At 59.8% G+C, this 16933-nt stretch carries 11 protein-coding genes; 9 read left to right on the forward strand and 2 right to left on the reverse strand.

The genetic code is table 11. The features are described from left to right. The first annotated feature begins 90 nt into the window (after positions 1–90). From recC to PspS49_RS03795, 6 genes are all read left to right on the forward strand, one after another. Positions 91–3543 carry an exodeoxyribonuclease V subunit gamma gene (recC, locus tag PspS49_RS03770; RefSeq protein ID WP_160038186.1) on the forward strand — a complete coding sequence of 1151 codons (3453 nt, stop codon included), beginning with the start codon at positions 91–93 and terminating at the stop codon, positions 3541–3543. Continuing rightward, positions 3540–7226 carry an exodeoxyribonuclease V subunit beta gene (gene recB, locus PspS49_RS03775; protein ID WP_160038187.1) on the forward strand — a complete coding sequence of 1229 codons (3687 nt, stop codon included), beginning with the start codon at positions 3540–3542 and terminating at the stop codon, positions 7224–7226. Before recC ends, recB begins: the two co-directional genes overlap by 4 nt. Then, a complete protein-coding gene (recD, locus tag PspS49_RS03780; protein WP_127925733.1) occupies positions 7223–9331 on the forward strand; it encodes an exodeoxyribonuclease V subunit alpha in 2109 nt (702 codons plus the stop codon). Before recB ends, recD begins: the two co-directional genes overlap by 4 nt. A 119-nt stretch (positions 9332–9450) precedes the next feature. Then, the gene (locus PspS49_RS03785; protein WP_127925734.1) at positions 9451–10026 is read left to right on the forward strand and encodes a YfiR family protein; all 576 of its coding nucleotides are present in this window, start codon (positions 9451–9453) and stop codon (positions 10024–10026) included. After that, a complete protein-coding gene (locus PspS49_RS03790) occupies positions 10023–11291 on the forward strand; it encodes a diguanylate cyclase (protein WP_160038197.1) in 1269 nt (422 codons plus the stop codon). Before PspS49_RS03785 ends, PspS49_RS03790 begins: the two co-directional genes overlap by 4 nt. 5 nt (positions 11292–11296) lie before the next feature. After that, positions 11297–11791, forward strand: coding sequence for an OmpA family protein (locus PspS49_RS03795; RefSeq protein ID WP_160038199.1), 495 nt, complete (start codon positions 11297–11299; stop codon positions 11789–11791). Here the strand turns inward: PspS49_RS03795 and PspS49_RS03800 are convergent. Then, positions 11788–12735, reverse strand: a complete 948-nt coding sequence (locus PspS49_RS03800) for a LysR family transcriptional regulator (RefSeq protein WP_127930351.1) — start codon at positions 12733–12735, stop codon at positions 11788–11790. The two genes, PspS49_RS03795 and PspS49_RS03800, sit on opposite strands and share 4 nt — an antisense overlap. A 149-nt stretch (positions 12736–12884) precedes the next feature. Here PspS49_RS03800 and PspS49_RS03805 point away from each other — a divergent pair, with 149 nt between their 5' ends. Together PspS49_RS03805 and mmsB are read left to right on the forward strand one after the other, a co-directional pair. Further along, positions 12885–14411 (forward strand): CoA-acylating methylmalonate-semialdehyde dehydrogenase, encoded by a 1527-nt coding sequence (locus PspS49_RS03805; protein WP_127925737.1) that lies wholly within the window; start codon positions 12885–12887, stop codon positions 14409–14411. Between the two features lie 9 nt (positions 14412–14420). Further along, positions 14421–15323: a 3-hydroxyisobutyrate dehydrogenase gene (gene mmsB / locus PspS49_RS03810; protein ID WP_127925738.1), complete on the forward strand. Its 903-nt coding sequence runs from the start codon at positions 14421–14423 to the stop codon at positions 15321–15323. A gap of 163 nt (positions 15324–15486) precedes the next feature. On the opposite strand, the gene PspS49_RS03815 is transcribed toward mmsB, so the two are convergent. Then, positions 15487–15837 carry a cupin domain-containing protein gene (locus tag PspS49_RS03815; RefSeq protein ID WP_103303269.1) on the reverse strand — a complete coding sequence of 117 codons (351 nt, stop codon included), beginning with the start codon at positions 15835–15837 and terminating at the stop codon, positions 15487–15489. A gap of 522 nt (positions 15838–16359) precedes the next feature. Between PspS49_RS03815 and PspS49_RS03820 the strand changes: the two genes are divergently transcribed. Then, positions 16360–16929: an acyl carrier protein gene (locus PspS49_RS03820; RefSeq protein WP_150749637.1), complete on the forward strand. Its 570-nt coding sequence runs from the start codon at positions 16360–16362 to the stop codon at positions 16927–16929. Positions 16930–16933 lie beyond the last annotated feature (4 nt).

Below are 16933 nucleotides of genomic sequence, written 5' to 3' on the forward strand. Positions count from 1 at the left end.
ACAGCATTCACAGACGCCGTCCGGCTGCTACAACCTGCCGACAATGCTAAGGTTCTGCCCTAGCTTTTGTACTTTCCCAAGGAAGCCCTTATGCCGGACGCCCAGTCCCTCAACGCTGCATTCATGGTGGTTCAGAGCAACAGCCTGGACGAACTGCGCAGCCTTGTGATCAGCATCATGCGGCGCTATCCATTAGCTCCCCTGGAAAATGAAATTGCCTTGGTGCAGAGCAACGGTATTGCCCAATGGCTCAAATTGGCTCTGGCGGAAGACCCGCAGGACGAGGATCTGGGCGGCTGCGGTATTGCGGCAGCGATTGATGTGCAACTGCCGGGCAGTTTCATGTGGCAGCTTTACCGCATGGTTCTTGGACGAGAAGAGATTCCGGCCAAATCCCTGCTCGATAAGGCACCGTTAACCTGGCGTCTGATGCGCTTGCTACCCCAGGTGATCGATCGTCCGCATTTCGAGCCGTTACAACGCTTCCTCACCAACGACACTGACTTGCGTAAACGCTATCAACTGTCTGAGCGACTGTCGGATCTCTTCGACCAATATCAGGTATATCGCGCCGACTGGCTCGAAGATTGGGCCGAAGGGCGGCATCAACTGCGAAATGTCAGAGGCGAAGTAAAACCGCTGCCACCGACCAGTTGCTGGCAAGCGGAGTTGTGGCGTGCATTGCTCGATGACGTGGGCGAACTGGGAATGGCGCAGAGTCGTGCGGGTGTTCACCAGCGATTCATCGAGCGCATCAACAACCTCACCGAGGCCCCGGTGGGGTTGCCCTCGCGAGTGATCGTCTTCGGGATTTCTTCGTTACCAGCACAAGTGCTTGAGGCGCTGGCCGGGCTCGCGCGTTTCAGTCAGGTTCTGCTGTGTGTGCACAACCCCTGCCGCCATCACTGGGCCGACATCGTCGCCGACAAGGATCTGCTGCGCCATCAATACAAGCGGCAATCGCGCAAAAGCGGAATGCCCGTCGTGCTTGATCCTGAAACACTGCATCAACATGCCCATCCGCTGTTGGCAGCATGGGGCAAGCAAGGCCGGGACTACATCAGCCTGCTCGACAGTTATGATGATCCGAATAGCTATCGAGCGGCTTTTCGCGACGGTCGCATAGACCTGTTCAGCGACACCCAGCCACAGAATCTGCTCAATCAACTCCAGGACGACATCCTGGAGTTGCGCCCGCTCAATGAAACTCGTGAACACTGGCCCGCTGTCGACCTGGCTGATGACGAGTCGATACGCTTTCACATTGCCCACAGTGCTCAACGTGAAGTCGAGATATTGCATGACCAGCTCCTCGCGCGCTTCAGTGCCAACCCGGATCTGCGCCCTCGCGATGTGATCGTGATGGTGCCGGATGTCGACAGCTACGCGCCGCATATCCGCGCGGTGTTTGGTCAGCTTGATCGCCACGATCCACGATTCATACCCTTCACATTGGCCGATCAGGGGCAGCGCGGCCGCGATCCACTGCTGATCGCAGTCGAACACCTGCTCAAGCTTCCCGACAGTCGTTTCCCGGTCAGTGAAATCCTCGACCTGCTCGACGTTCCCGCACTTCGCGCGCGCTTTGGTGTGGAGGAGCGTGACCTGCCAACACTGCACCGCTGGATCGAAGGTGCTGGCGTGCGTTGGGGCATGAACGCCGAGCAGCGCGCTGGCCTGGGTTTACCGAACGAGCTTGAACAAAACAGTTGGCATTTCGGTCTGCGCCGGATGCTCCTGGGCTACGCTGTCGGCAGCGCCAACGCGTGTGAAGGGATTGAACCCTACGATGAGATCGGCGGACTCGACGCCGCCCTCATCGGGCCACTGGTGGCTTTGCTCGATGCTCTGGAGCTCGCCCATCAGCAGCTCACCCAACCGGCTCAGCCCAAGGCGTGGGGATACCGGTTGCAGGCGCTGATGCAACTGTTCTTCAAGGCTAGTAACGAGCATGACGACTACTTGTTGACCCAACTCGAAGAGCTTCGCGAAACCTGGCTGGAAACGTGTGAGGCTGTAGGTCTGGCGGATGAGCTACCACTGACCGTGGTTCGCGAAGCCTGGCTCGCCGGGCTGGATCAGGGGCGTTTGTCTCAGCGCTTCCTGGCCGGTGCCGTGAATTTTTGTACGCTGATGCCCATGCGCGCCATTCCATTCAAACTGGTCTGCCTGCTGGGAATGAATGACGGCGATTATCCCCGCGCACAGCCTCCGCTGGACTTCGACCTCATGGGCAGCGACTACCGTCCGGGAGATCGTTCGCGGCGTGAAGATGACCGCTATCTTTTGCTCGAAGCACTTTTGTCAGCGCGTAATCAGCTGTACATCAGTTGGGTCGGCCGCAGCATTCGCGACAACAGTGAGCGACCGGCTTCCGTGTTGATCGGCCAGTTGCGCGATCACCTCGCCAGCGGTTGGCGATTGCTCGACGAAAGCGGCGATCTGTTAAGTGCCATGACGCAAGAGCATCCTCTGCAACCGTTCAGTGCACGCTATTTTCATGACGGCGATCACCTTTTCAGCTACGCCAGCGAATGGCAGGTTCTGCATCAGCAGCATGAGTCTCAAAGCGAAGCGCAGTTGCTTACCCCTTATGTACAAGAGGAGCCGTTGAGCCTGGCTTTGCTGCAGGATTTTTTGCGCAACCCGGTTCGACACTTTTTCACCCAGCGCCTCAAGGTCTATTTCGAGGCCGCCGAAGCTCCGCTGGCCGATGAAGAACCCTTCGTACTGGACGCATTGCAGCGTTACACACTCAGCGACAGCCTGCTCGAAGCCGCTCTCAGGCAACCGGACAATGTCGATGAGGCGCTGACTGCCCAGGCACGGCGTCTGCAAAACAGCGGCCTGTTGCCAATGGCCGGGTTCGGTGAGTGCCTGCAACGAGAGTTGATCGAGCCTCTGCCGGATTTGCTGCAGCGTTATCAACAACTGCTGACACTCTGGCCTGGCCCTTTGACCAGTGCGTTACCGGTCAACCTTGAACTGCAGGGGTTACGCCTTGAAGGCTGGCTTGCCGGTTTGCATCAGCGCGCCGACGGTGGCCTGTTGTCGGTCACAACCATCCCCAACAGCATTGGCTCGATCAAAAGCCGTAAATGGCATCGCCTGACCAAACCCTGGGTCAATCATCTGGCGGCCTGCGCCAGCGGACTTTCCCTGAGCACCGCACTGGTGGCCAGCGATGACACCTTGCTGCTTGATCCCATGGAGCCAGATCGCGCCATACGGTTCCTCGGTGATTTGCTCCTCGCCTGGCAGGCGGGTATGCGACAGCCGCTGCCCATCGCAGTTAAGACCGCTTTCGCGTGGCTTTCTCAGACCGACCCGCTGAAGGCAGAAGCTGCGGCACGTAAAACCTATGACGGTGACGGGCAGACCAGTGAGGGTGAGCGCCGCGAGAGCCCGGCGTTGTCACGTCAATTTGCCGATTTCGAGGCATTGCTTGCTGACGAGACGTTTTCCGGTTGGTGTGATGCTTTGTACCGCCCCCTGTTTGAAGCGCCCTGGCGTTCGCTATCCACTGAAGGGGCTCGCGCATGAGTACCAAGACTCCCCTCGCCCTGGCATTTCCGCTACAGGGCAGCCAGTTGATCGAAGCCAGTGCCGGTACCGGTAAAACCTTCACGATTTCTGCGCTCTACCTGCGGCTTATCCTCGGGCACGGTGACGAGGCGAGCGGGTTCGGTCGCGAGTTGCTGCCACCACAGATTCTCGTCGTGACCTTCACCGATGCCGCGACCAAGGAATTACGCGAACGCATACGCACGCGTCTGGCGGAGGCCGCTCGATTTTTCCGCGACGAAACGCCTGCGCCCGACGGATTGATTGCCGAATTGCGTGATCAGTTCGACTCTCAGCAGTGGCCCGGTTGCGCCAACCGCCTCGATGTTGCCGCGCAATGGATGGACGAGGCCGCCGTTTCGACCATCCACAGTTGGTGTCAGCGCATGCTGCGTGAGCATGCGTTCGACAGCGGCAGTTTGTTTACCCAATCCCTGGAAACCGATCACAGCGACTTGCTTGGCGAGGTGTTGCGTGATTACTGGCGGCTGTTCTGTTACCCGATGCAAGGCGATGCCTTGAATTGGGTTCGCAGCAACTGGGGCGGACCTGCGGCATTGATGCCACGCATACGCGGCTTGTTCGCCAGTGAGCGCGACAGCAACGAAGGCAAGGCGCCTGCGGAGCTGATCGAAGAATGCCTGCAAGAACGCCGGGCGGCGTTGATCGAACTGAAAATGCCCTGGCGCCAGTGGGCAGACGAATTGCTCGCCATTTGTCATCAGGGCGTTGCGAGCAAAACCGTCGACGGGCGCAAGATGCAGGCGCGTTACTTCGAACCCTGGTTTGAAAAGCTCAAGGCATGGGCCGAAGACGAGTCCCTGGAGCAACTGGATATCGGCACCGGTTTCACCCGACTGACCCCCGACGGCATGGCCGAAGCGTGGAAAGGTCAGGCCCCGAACCACCCGGGTCTGGATGCCATGCCGAAACTCAAGTCGAGCCTCGATGCATTGCCCACTCCTGATGCCGCTGTGCTGCAACATGCCGCCAAATGGGTAGGCGCACGCTTTGAAGAAGAGAAGCGCCGTCGTGCCGAGATGGGCTTCGACGACATGCTTTTGCGTCTGGATGCCGCGCTGCAATCCGATGGTGGCGAACGTCTCGCGACATTGATCCGCGAGCAGTTCCCGGTCGCACTGATCGATGAGTTTCAGGACACCGACCCGGTGCAGTACCGAATCTTTGAAAGCATCTATCGCATTGAGGAAAACAGCCCTGACACCGGGCTGTTTCTGATCGGTGATCCGAAGCAGGCGATCTACGCTTTTCGCGGTGCAGACATCTACACCTACCTGCGCGCGCGTCAGGCCACCACTGGTCGGTTGCATACGCTGGGCACCAACTTCCGCTCCAGCCACGGCATGGTCAATGCGGTCAATCATGTATTCGCACGCGCCGAGTCCCGAGAGCTGGGTCGCGGTGCGTTTTTGTTCCGCGAGAAAAACGGCGACAACCCGGTACCATTTCTTCCTGTTGAATCTCAAGGTCGCAAAGAGCAGCTGCAAGTTGCCGGGCAAGCTATCGCGTTGAATGTCTGGCACTTGTCCAGCGACCAGCCACTGTCCGGCGTGGTCTATCGCCAGCAATTGGCAGCCGCGTGCGCCAGCGAAATCACCGCGCTACTCAATGGCGGGCAAAGCGCTAAAGCGGGGTTCGTGCAGGATGGCAAAGACTTCAGAGGTCTGAGGCCGTCCGACATCGCTATTCTCGTGCGCGACGGCAAAGAGGCGCAGTCCGTGCGCGGTGAACTTGCTGTCCGTGGCGTGCGCAGCGTTTACCTGTCGGACAAGGACTCGGTATTTGCGGCGCAAGAGGCCCACGACCTGTTGTCCTGGCTCAAGGCCTGCGCCGAGCCTGATGTCGAGCGCTCCCTGAAAGCCGCATTGGCCTGTATCACCCTGAACCTGCCATTGGCCGAGCTGGAACGTCTGAACCAGGACGAACTGGTGTGGGAAGCCCGGGTCATGCAATTTCGTGGCTATCGCGAGCTATGGCGCAAACAAGGTGTACTGCCGATGTTGCGCCGCCTCCTGCATGACTTCCATCTGCCGCAAACCTTGATGACACGCAGCGATGGCGAGCGCGTACTGACCAACCTTTTGCATCTGTCGGAATTGATGCAACAAGCGGCTGCGGAACTGGACGGTGAACAAGCGCTGATTCGGCATCTCGGCGAACTGCTGGCAGTGTCCGGTCAGGCTGGCGAAGAGCAGATTCTGCGCCTGGAAAGTGACGAGCAACTGGTCAAGGTCGTGACTATCCACAAGTCAAAGGGACTGGAATATCCATTGGTGTTCCTGCCGTTCATTTGCTCGGCAAAACCCGTTGATGGCAGTCGTCTGCCACTGCATTATCACGACGCCGAGGGCAAGGCTCAGATAAGCCTCAAGCCGACCGCCGAGCTGATTGCGCAAGCGGACGACGAACGCCTGGCCGAAGACTTGCGCTTGCTCTACGTTGCCCTGACGCGCGCGCAGCATGCCTGCTGGTTGGGCGTGACGGATCTCAAAAGAGGCAATAACAACAGCTCGGTGCTGCATCTTTCGGCGCTGGGTTATCTGCTTGGTGGCGGCGTATCGCTGGGCGAGTCCAGCGAATTGAAGCGCTGGTTGCAAGATCTGCAACAAGACTGCCCGGCCATCCACATCGGTGAAATGCCACAACCCACCGACGAGCATTACCAGCCGCCACGCAATGACGCCGTGCTGAGTGCGACGCTGTTGCCCAAGCGCAAGGCCAGCGAAAATTGGTGGATCGCCTCCTACAGTGCATTGCGCATCAGCGACGTGTTGAGTGTCGGCAGCGATGAAGCGCCGGACAGCCCGCAGGCACAAAAGCTGTTTGACGACGAACGCCTCGACCCGGACGCGCCGAGAGAAATCATAGCCGGCGGCGCCGATATCCACCGCTTTCCACGTGGCCCCAATCCGGGAACGTTTCTTCACGGTTTGCTGGAATGGGCCGGTGACGATGGCTTCGCCGTTTCTCGCGAAGCGCTGGAAGATGCGATTGCCCGGCGCTGCAATTTGCGCGGCTGGGAGGGCTGGATCAACACCTTGAGCGACTGGCTGCAACATTTGCTGCAGTCGCCATTGCCGATTGCAGGTGGGCAGCCGCCAGTTGTTCTGGAGCAACTGAAGCAGTATCGGGTCGAGATGGAGTTCTGGTTCGCCAGCCATAAAGTCGATGTACTCAAACTCGACGAACTGGTGCGTCAGCACACTCACAGGGGCGTGGCCCGTGTGGCGGCAGAACCGGTGCAGCTCAACGGCATGTTCAAAGGCTTCATCGACCTGACCTTTGAACACGACGGCCGTTATTACGTGGCTGACTACAAGTCCAACTGGCTTGGCGTGGATGAGCTGGCTTACACCGAACAAGCCATGGAACAGTCGATTCTCGACAACCGCTATGACCTGCAATACGTGCTGTACCTGTTGGCGTTGCATCGCCAGCTCAAGGCGCGGCTGCCTGATTACGATTACGACCGGCATGTCGGCGGCGCGTTATATCTGTTCCTGCGCGGCACCCGTGCTGACAGTCGCGGCGTGTATTTTGCTCGTCCGCCCCGTGAGCTGATCGAACGTCTCGACCGAATGTTCCAAGGAAAACCCGAACCCAAGTCCGAACCCGCGTGGGAACAGGGAGTCCTGCTATGAGCCGCACCTTTGCCGATCTGCTCCCCACGCCGCTGGCAGCCGACAGTCTGTCGAGGCTATCGCCCCTGACCAGCGCCGATGACCTGTTGATATTGCTGACCCGTTGGGTCGAGCGTGGCTGGCTGCGTGCGCTGGACAAAGCGTTTGTCGCGTTTCTTCACGAACTTGAGCGCGATACGGATCCGCTGGTGCTGCTCGCGGCTGCCCTGACCAGCCATCAACTTGGTCACGGTCATGTCTGTCTCGATCTGTACGAAACCCTGAAAGCTCCCGACTTCGCTCTGTCGTTGCCCCCCGAAGGTGACGTGCAAGGGGGCGTGTTGTTGCTGCCTTCGCAATTGCTTGAAGCGCTCGAGGGGGCGCACTGGTGCAAGGTTCTTGCGGGCAGCTCATTGGTCGCACTGGCGGCGGATACCCGCGATATCGCACAGCAACGCCCGCTGGTGTTGGCCGGTAAACGTCTGTATCTGCGACGCTACTGGGCCTACGAACGGCGCATCGATTCGGCGTTGCGTCAGCGTCTGCAGCAAGTAGAGCCAACGCCGGACGATCTGCCGCAGCGACTGGATGGACTGTTCGGGTCAGCCAAGGCTGGCGAGGTGATCGACTGGCAGAAACTCGCCTGCGCTCTCGCCACTCGCGGCGCCTTCAGCATCGTTACCGGCGGGCCGGGGACCGGTAAAACCACCACGGTGGTGCGTTTGCTGGCGTTGCTTCAAGCCCCCGCAGTCGCGACCGGTCATCCGCTGCGGATTCGTCTGGCGGCGCCGACAGGCAAGGCTGCGGCGCGGTTGACCGAGTCCATCAGCCAACAAGTGCAGTCACTGGAAGTCAGCGAAGAGGTGCGGGCGAAAATTCCTTGCGACGTCACCACCGTGCATCGTCTGTTGGGCAGTCGTCCCGGCACCCGACACTTCCGACACCATTCCGGTAACCGCCTGCCACTGGATGTGCTGGTGGTCGACGAAGCCTCGATGATCGACCTGGAAATGATGGCCAATCTGCTCGATGCGTTGCCACCCCATGCGCGACTGGTGTTGCTCGGTGACAAGGATCAACTGGCTTCTGTTGAGGCCGGCGCAGTGCTAGGCGATTTGTGCCGGGATGCCGAGGGTGGCTGGTACAACCCGCAGACCCGACAGTGGCTGGAGTCGGTCAGCGGTGAGTCCCTGAAGGACAGTGGCTTGCATGAGGACGTCGAGGGTGCTCACCCACTGGCCCAGCAAGTGGTGATGCTCCGCTACTCGCGGCGTTTCGGCGAGGGTAGCGGGATCGGCCAGCTCGCGCGGCGAGTCAATCAGCAGTTGCCGGCTGAAGCACGTCAGTTACTCTCAGCCGGGCACTACGACGATGTGTATTCGCTGCCGCTCAAGGGTGAGCACGATCAGAAACTGGAGCGACTGTTGCTGGAGGGGCATGGCGACGGCCCACAAGGCTATCGCCATTATCTGAGCGTGCTGCGTGATCAGCGTCCATCGTCGGGTAGGCCGCTCGAACATCCGGACTGGATCATTTGGGCCCGCGAAGTCTTGCAGGCGTTCGACACGTTCCAGTTGCTGTGTGCAGTGCGCAAAGGGCCATGGGGCGTTGAAGGTCTGAATCTACGCATCACCGCCGCGCTGCTGAAGGCACGTCTGATCGAAAGCGATCAGCAATGGTACGAAGGCCGGCCAGTGCTGATGACGCGCAATGACTACGGTCTGGGCCTGATGAACGGTGATATCGGTATAGCCCTCAAACTGCCCGAGCGCGAAGGACCCGACGCCGGCAAACCCGTGTTGCGCGTGGCCTTCCCGCGCAACGACGGTCAGGGCGGCGTGCGCTTTGTATTGCCGAGCCGCCTCAACGACGTCGAAACCGTCTACGCGATGACGGTGCACAAATCCCAAGGCTCGGAGTTTGCCCATACGGCGCTGATTCTGCCCGATGCCTTGAATCCGGTGCTGACCAAAGAATTGATCTACACCGGTATCACCCGGGCCAAGCATTGGTTCACCTTGATCGAATCCCGAGCGGGCGTGTTTGAAGAAGCGGTGCAGCGCAAGGTCAAGCGCCTGAGCGGGTTGATGCTGGAACTGGAGGAGGGGACCCTGCCTGTGAGGTGAAAATCCCGACGATTGACGGCGTTTACTGACCGACCGGTCAGAGGTCGCTGTCTCGCTGGCGTTTCAGCGCTGTGCTATCGTTGCGGCATCATTTCGCTACGATCCAAGAGAATCCCTGCATGAAGGTGTCTGTCTGGGCGACAGGGCGCGTAGTTGTCTGCAAGCACGCGTTGCTTGTCGGTCTGCTCTGGTTGTTGACGGGCGCGGCTGTCGCGCAGCCACAAGCGCCGACAGGTATGGCCGAACAACGGGCCAAATCTGTCACTCAGGTTGTTCTTGGCATTCTCAGCTACGCGCGCTGGCCGGTGGAGCCTGCGCAGTTGCGCCTGTGCATCGTCGGCCCGACCGAGTACACCGATGATCTGGTCAAAGGCACCACGCAAGCCACTGGCCGACCGGTTACCGTACGTCGCTTGTTGGCCGACAATCCGGCGATCGTCAGCGAATGTGATGCGGTGTACATCGGCAAACTCACCGCCGATGAACGCACTCGCTTGTTCGCTTCGCTGATCGGTCATCCGGTACTGAGCATCAGCGAAGGTGGCGATCAATGCACGGTCGGCAGCCTGTTCTGTCTGCGCGTTGGCGATGAGCAAGTGTCCTTCGAGGTCAATCTCGATTCCGTTGCCCGCAGCGGCGTGCGCATTCACCCCAGCGTGCTGCAATTGTCGCGTCGCAAACCGGCGGCGCCATGAACCTGTTCAGATCGAATAGCCGCCCAACGCTGGGCTCGGTCATTGGCCGAGGCCATTTGACGGTCGCGCTGGTGGGCGTGGCGATGGCCAGCGTTTCGCTGACGTTGCTCGGCGTACTGGCTTTACGGGTGTACGCCGATCACAACCTGCACTTGATCGCCCGTTCGATCAGCTACACCGTGGAAGCCGCGGTGGTGTTCAACGACAAGGCGGCCGCCAACGAATCGCTGGCGCTGATTGCTTCCACCGAAGAGGTCGCTGACGCCCAGGTGCTGGACAGTCAGGGACAACTGCTCGCGCATTGGCAACGCCCGGAAAACGGTTTGTTCTCTGAGCTGGAAATGCAGATCACCCGCGCCATCCTGGAAAAACCCATCAGCCTGCCGATCGAGCATCAGGATCGTGAAATCGGTCGTGTGCTGCTCACCGGCCATGGTGGCAGCCTGATGCGCTTTCTGCTCAGCGGTCTGGCGGGGATCATCCTCTGTACCGCGATCAGCGCCTGGGTGGCGCTCTACCTGGCGCGTCGCCAGTTACGCGCGATCACCGGTCCTCTGCGCAGTCTGGCCAATGTGGCCCACGCCGCCCGCAGCGAACGAGCGCTGGATCGCCGCGTGCCGCCAGCGCAGATCGCCGAACTCGACAACCTCGGCAATGACTTCAACGCCTTGCTCGATGAACTGGAGTCGTGGCAAACCCATCTGCAAAACGAAAACGAAACCCTCGCTCACCAGGCCAGCCACGACAGCCTGACCGGTCTGCCGAACCGCGCCTTTTTCGAAGGGCGCTTGATCCGCGCGTTGCGTAATGCCGGCAAACACAATGAACGCGTTGCCGTGTTGTTTCTCGACAGCGACCGCTTCAAGGGGATCAACGACAACTTCGGTCACGCTGCGGGTGATGCTGTGCTGGTCGCCGTGGCCAATCGCATTCGCGCGCAATTGCGCGAAGAGGATCTGGTGGCGCGGCTGGGCGGTGACGAGTTCGCCGTGCTGCTCACGCCGCTGCACAAGGTCGAAGACGCCGAGCGCATTGCCGACAAGATCCTCGCCAGCATGGACATGCCCATCGCGCTGCCGGGCGACACCAGTGTCGTGACCTCGCTCAGTATCGGCATCGCGGTTTATCCCGATCATGGTGCCACGCCGGGCGCCTTGCTCGATGCTGCCGATGCGGCGATGTATCAAGCCAAGCGCCTGTCGCGCGGCGCCCAATTCACGGCCGGGGCGGAGCTCCCGGTCGATTCCGTTCAAACCAGGAGCTGACTCTCGTGTTCCCACTGTCCATTCGATCTTTTTACGCTGTGCTGTTGATCGCCGTACTGGCCCTGACCGGTTGCCAGACTGCGCCACAAAAAGGCCTGACGCCTGCGCAAGTCGCGGTGCTGAAACAACAGGGCTTTGAACTGACCGACGAGGGCTGGGAGTTTGGCCTGTCTGGCAAGGTGCTGTTTGGCAGCGACGTCGAAAGCCTGAACCCGCAAAGCACCGAGATCGTCGAGCGCATCGGTAAGGCCCTGCTGAGTGTCGGTATCGAGCGCGTGCGGGTCGATGGCCACACCGACGCGTCGGGCAAGGAAACCTACAACCAGCAACTGTCCCTGCGCCGTGCGAAAAGTGTCGCCAACGTGCTGGGCACGGTCGGCATGAAGCAAGAAAACATCCAGCTGCAGGGCCTGGGCAGCAAAGAGCCGGTAGCCTCCAACGATACGGCGGCCGGTCGCACGGAAAACCGCCGGGTGTCGATTGTGGTCAGCGCCGACTAGTCGGCGAACTGCATGTCGCCGGTCTGCCCCATCAGCAGCGCCTGATTGCGTTCGGTCACCTCACGGATGTAATCCCATAACAGGGTGATCCGCTTGAGCTTGCGCAGGTCTTCGCGGCAGTACATCCAGAACTGCCGGGTGATGTCGATGTCCTCCGGCAACACCGGCAGCAGGCGCGGATCCTGCGCGGCGAGGAAGCACGGCAGAATCGCCAGTGAGCGCCCTTGCTGCGCCGCGACGAACTGCGCGATCACGCTGGTGCTGCGCAAGTTGGCGCTGGCGCCCGGCAATACGTTCGCCAGGTACAGCAGCTCCGAGCTGAACGCCAGGTCATCCACATAACTGATGAATTGATGCTTGCTCAAGTCTGCCGGGCGGCGGATCGGTGGGTGTTTGTCGAGATATTCCTGAGTCGCATAGAGCTGCAAACGGTAGTCGCAGAGTTTGCAGCACACGTACGGCCCGTGCTCCGGGCGCTCCAGTGCAATGACGATGTCGGCCTCGCGCTTGGACAGGCTGATGAAGTGGGGCAGCGGCAGTATGTCCACCGAGATCGCCGGGTAAGCGTCGACGAAATGGCTCAGCTGCGGGGTGATGAAAAAACTGCCGAAACCTTCCGTGCAGCCCATGCGCACATGCCCGGACAGCGCCACGCCGGAGCCGGAGACTTGCTCGCAGGCCATGTGCAAGGTGCTTTCGATCGACTCGGCATAACCGAGCAAACGCTGGCCTTCGGTGGTCAGGACGAAGCCGCTGGTCCGCGACTTCTCGAACAGCAAAGTGCCCAATGCCGCTTCCAGCGAACTGATCCGCCGCGACACCGTGGTGTAGTCGACAGCCAGCCGTTTGGCGGCAGTACTGGCCTTGCGGGTGCGGGCGACTTCGAGGAAAAACTTGAGGTCGTCCCAGTTCAGCGAGCCTAGAGAGGTGATGTTTTTTTGCATGATGGACGGGCTTATATGTGCGTTCTTATTAGAAGTTTGCACATCTATACTCCAAAAACAGTCCGACAACCAATTCGTGACACACGCCTCATCTCAAGGCGAACCTTTCGCCTTGGCTCCTACGATAAAAACAAGTTTCGGAGACCAGCATGAACGCATCGCTTACGCCCAACGAAACCACGGTCCAGAAGGTCAAGCTGCTGATCAATGGCGAATGGGTCGAGTCGCAGACCACCGAATGGCACGACATCGTCAACCCGGCGACCCAGCAAGTGCTGGCCAAAGTGCCGTTTGCCACCGCCGCTGAAGTCGACGCCGCCGTCAGCGCCGCCCAGCGCGCCTTCCAGACCTGGAAACTGACCCCGATCGGCGCACGCATGCGCATCATGCTCAAGCTGCAAGCGCTGATCCGCGAGCATTCCAAACGCATTGCGGTAGTGCTGAGCGCCGAGCAAGGCAAAACCATTGCCGACGCCGAAGGCGATATTTTCCGTGGCCTGGAAGTGGTCGAGCACGCCTGCTCCATCGGCACGCTGCAAATGGGCGAGTTCGCCGAAAACGTCGCGGGTGGCGTTGATACTTACACCCTGCGTCAGCCGATCGGCGTGTGCGCTGGCATCACGCCGTTCAACTTCCCGGCGATGATTCCGCTGTGGATGTTCCCGATGGCCATCGCCTGCGGCAACACCTTCGTCTTGAAACCTTCGGAACAGGATCCGCTGTCGACCATGTTGCTGGTCGAGCTGGCAATTGAGGCTGGCGTTCCGGCCGGTGTGTTGAACGTTGTTCACGGCGGTAAAGACGTGGTCGATGGCCTGTGCACGCACAAGGACATCAAAGCGGTGTCCTTCGTCGGTTCGACCGCTGTCGGCACCCACGTTTACGACTTGGCCGGCAAACACGGCAAGCGCGTGCAATCGATGATGGGCGCGAAGAACCACGCTGTGGTGCTGGCCGATGCCAATCGCGAACAAGCGCTGAATGCGCTGGTCGGTGCCGGTTTCGGTGCGGCCGGGCAACGTTGCATGGCCACTTCGGTGGTAGTGCTGGTCGGCGCGGCGAAACAATGGCTGCCGGACCTGAAAGCGCTGGCGCAGAAACTCACCGTCAACGCCGGCAGCGAGCCGGGCACTGACGTCGGCCCGGTGATCTCGAAAAAAGCCAAAGCACGAATTCTCGATCTGATCGAAAGCGGCATCAAGGAAGGCGCCAAGCTGGAACTGGACGGTCGCGACATCAAGGTCCCGGGCTACGAGCAAGGCAACTTTGTCGGCCCGACTCTGTTCTCTGGCGTGACCACCGACATGCAGATCTACACCCAGGAAATCTTCGGCCCGGTGCTGGTGGTACTGGAAGTCGACACCCTCGATCAGGCGATTGCGCTGGTCAACGCCAACCCGTTCGGCAATGGCACCGGCCTGTTCACCCAGAGCGGTGCGGCGGCGCGTAAATTCCAGACTGAAATCGACGTCGGCCAGGTCGGCATCAATATCCCGATTCCAGTGCCGGTGCCATTCTTCAGCTTCACTGGTTCGCGCGGTTCGAAACTCGGCGACCTCGGCCCGTACGGCAAGCAAGTGGTGCAGTTCTACACGCAGACCAAAACGGTCACCGCGCGCTGGTTCGATGACGACAGCGTCAACGACGGCGTGAACACCACCATCAACCTGCGCTGAGGAACTGCCATGAAAATCGCATTTATCGGTCTGGGCAACATGGGCGCGCCGATGGCGCGCAACCTGATCAAGGCTGGCCACTCGCTGAATCTGGTCGATCTGAACAAAGCCGTGCTGGCGGAACTGGAACAACTGGGCGGCAGCATTCGCGCTTCGGCCCGTGAAGCAGCCGAAGACGCCGAACTGGTCATCACCATGCTGCCGGCGGCGGTGCATGTGCGCAGTGTCTGGCTCGGTGAGGACGGTGTGCTGGCTGGCATTCGCCAAGGTGTGCCCGCGGTGGATTGCAGCACCATCGATCCGCAGACGGCCCGCGATGTAGCGGCCGCTGCGGCGAAACAAGGCGTGGCCATGGCTGATGCGCCGGTGTCCGGTGGCACTGGCGGCGCGACAGCCGGGACGTTGACCTTCATGGTCGGCGCCACCCCGGAACTGTTCGCCACGCTGCAACCGGTACTGGCGCAGATGGGCCGCAACATCGTGCATTGCGGTGAAGTCGGCACCGGGCAGATCGCCAAGATCTGCAACAACCTGCTGCTGGCGATCTCGATGGTCGGCGTCAGTGAGGCGATGGCGCTGGGTGATGCGCTGGGGATCGACACCTCGGTACTGGCCGGGATCATCAACAGTTCGACCGGGCGTTGCTGGAGTTCGGAGATGTACAACCCGTGGCCGGGAATTGTTGAAACCGCGCCGGCGTCCCGTGGTTATACCGGTGGGTTTGGTGCAGAACTGATGCTCAAGGATCTGGGGCTGGCGACGGAAGCGGCGCGTCAGGCGCATCAACCGGTGGTGCTCGGCGCGGTGGCGCAGCAGCTGTATCAGGCAATGAGTCAGCGTGGTGACGGCGGGAAGGATTTCTCGGCGATCATCAACAGCTATCGCAAGCCTGCAATAGAAGGGCAGCGCTGAACAAACTGTGGGAGCGAGCCTGCTCGCGATGACGGCGGTGGCTTCAACGAGGAAGTGACTGACCGTGCGCTTTCGCGAGCAGACTCGCTCCCACAGGGGATTTTTGGGTATCCGATATTGTTTGCCGGGAAATCACGTCGGGTGATTTCCCGGCTTTTTTGCATCAGGCAAACACGAAATATTTGCGCACGGTCTCGACCACTTCCCACGTGCCTTTCATGCCTGGTTCAATCACGAAGATATCGCCAGCACGCAAGTGAATCGGCGCCATGCCATCCGGGGTGATCACGCAGTAGCCTTCCTGGAAATGGCAGTACTCCCACTTCACGTATTCAACGCGCCACTTACCCGGCGTGCAGATCCACGTGCCCATGATCTTGCTGCCGTCTTCGCTGGTGTAGGCGTTGAGGTTGACGGTGTGCGGGTCGCCTTCGAGTTTTTCCCATTTGCAGGCGTCGAGTACCGGCAACGGGTGGGTGTCGCGCAGAACGGTAATAGGGGCGGTCGCGGTCATGAGGACTCCGGGCTGTTGGCTATGAACTGAACTCGCACCCTATAGCGCTGCGCGCATGGACAGATGTCTGTGCTCGACATCCGGTTATCCATAAACGCTGCCGCTGTTCTACTGACAGGTGAGTAAACCCTCCGGCAAATTCATTTAACGGCAGTACTGATCTGGAACAACAGTTATGAAGTTATAACTATTTTACTTGTCCGGATTTTGTTTTTTGTACGTCTGTGCTGCTACGGCTTAGTTGCTCACGATATGCCGTCTTCTAGAGCGCGCGGACGCTCCACCATACCCCGTCTTTGTTAAGTAAATATGTCGTTCGACGGTGACGTTCCGCACCAATCAGGTGCGGCGATTGCGGGGTTTTTCAGACTTTTTCCAAGTTGTAAAAAAACCTTGAATAGTTCGTTGACTCTCCCCTTAAGGGCAGAGTTTAGATTTCCGCCGCGTGAGAAGTTGCTGTGGGAAAAGTTACTTTTCATAAGTCGAATTCATGAAGTAGTCACGACATATAGGGAGATAGAAATGAACAATCCATTGGACTTGGAACATGTCATTGCCAGCACTCGCGAGATCCTGGCACAGCTGTTGGTGATGGGCGCGGATGAGATCGATGAGGACAGCAGCATCGTCGAGGATCTGGGTGCCGATTCGCTGGACATCGTCGACTTGAGCTTCCAGTTGGGCCGACAGTATGGCTGCACACTGCCGAAAACCAGCGTGCTGGATCATGCGGTGGCTGTTTGCGGCGACGCCGGCGAGTTCCTCGTCAACGGTCGCATCACGGAAAGCGGCAAAGCCCTGCTTGAGCAAAGCCTGAGTGCCTACACCCCGGATCAGTTGAAGGCCGGTATGCAACCGGCTCAGGTTTTTGCCGCCACCACCGTGCGTAACTGGGCCAACCAGTGCCGCAACCTGTTCAACTACCTGCCGGCCACCTGCCCGGATTGCAACGCCCATCAGGCGGTTCTGAACGAGCGCCAACAAGTGGTCTGCGGCGCCTGCAGTGCGCGCCTTGTGCCGGCCGATGGTGATGAAGTGTCCCGTCAATTGGTTGAGCAGTTTGTGACCACTCACGCCAAAGAAGCGGTGTAGGAGT

Source organism: Pseudomonas sp. S49, from assembly GCF_009866785.1.
Taxonomy (GTDB): Bacteria; Pseudomonadota; Gammaproteobacteria; order Pseudomonadales; family Pseudomonadaceae; genus Aquipseudomonas.

Bases quoted from the DNA above. Each gene is read 5' to 3' on its own strand.
- mmsB (WP_127925738.1), top strand. From the start codon at position 14,421: ATGAAAATCGCATTTATCGGTCTGGGCAACATGGGCGCGCCGATGGCG.
- recB (WP_160038187.1), top strand. From the start codon at position 3,540: ATGAGTACCAAGACTCCCCTCGCCCTGGCATTTCCGCTACAGGGCAGC.
- recC (WP_160038186.1), top strand. From the start codon at position 91: ATGCCGGACGCCCAGTCCCTCAACGCTGCATTCATGGTGGTTCAGAGC.
- PspS49_RS03805 (WP_127925737.1), top strand. From the start codon at position 12,885: ATGAACGCATCGCTTACGCCCAACGAAACCACGGTCCAGAAGGTCAAG.
- recD (WP_127925733.1), top strand. From the start codon at position 7,223: ATGAGCCGCACCTTTGCCGATCTGCTCCCCACGCCGCTGGCAGCCGAC.
- PspS49_RS03815 (WP_103303269.1), bottom strand. From the start codon at position 15,837: ATGACCGCGACCGCCCCTATTACCGTTCTGCGCGACACCCACCCGTTG.
- PspS49_RS03785 (WP_127925734.1), top strand. From the start codon at position 9,451: ATGAAGGTGTCTGTCTGGGCGACAGGGCGCGTAGTTGTCTGCAAGCAC.
- PspS49_RS03820 (WP_150749637.1), top strand. From the start codon at position 16,360: ATGAACAATCCATTGGACTTGGAACATGTCATTGCCAGCACTCGCGAG.
- PspS49_RS03800 (WP_127930351.1), bottom strand. From the start codon at position 12,735: ATGCAAAAAAACATCACCTCTCTAGGCTCGCTGAACTGGGACGACCTC.
- PspS49_RS03790 (WP_160038197.1), top strand. From the start codon at position 10,023: ATGAACCTGTTCAGATCGAATAGCCGCCCAACGCTGGGCTCGGTCATT.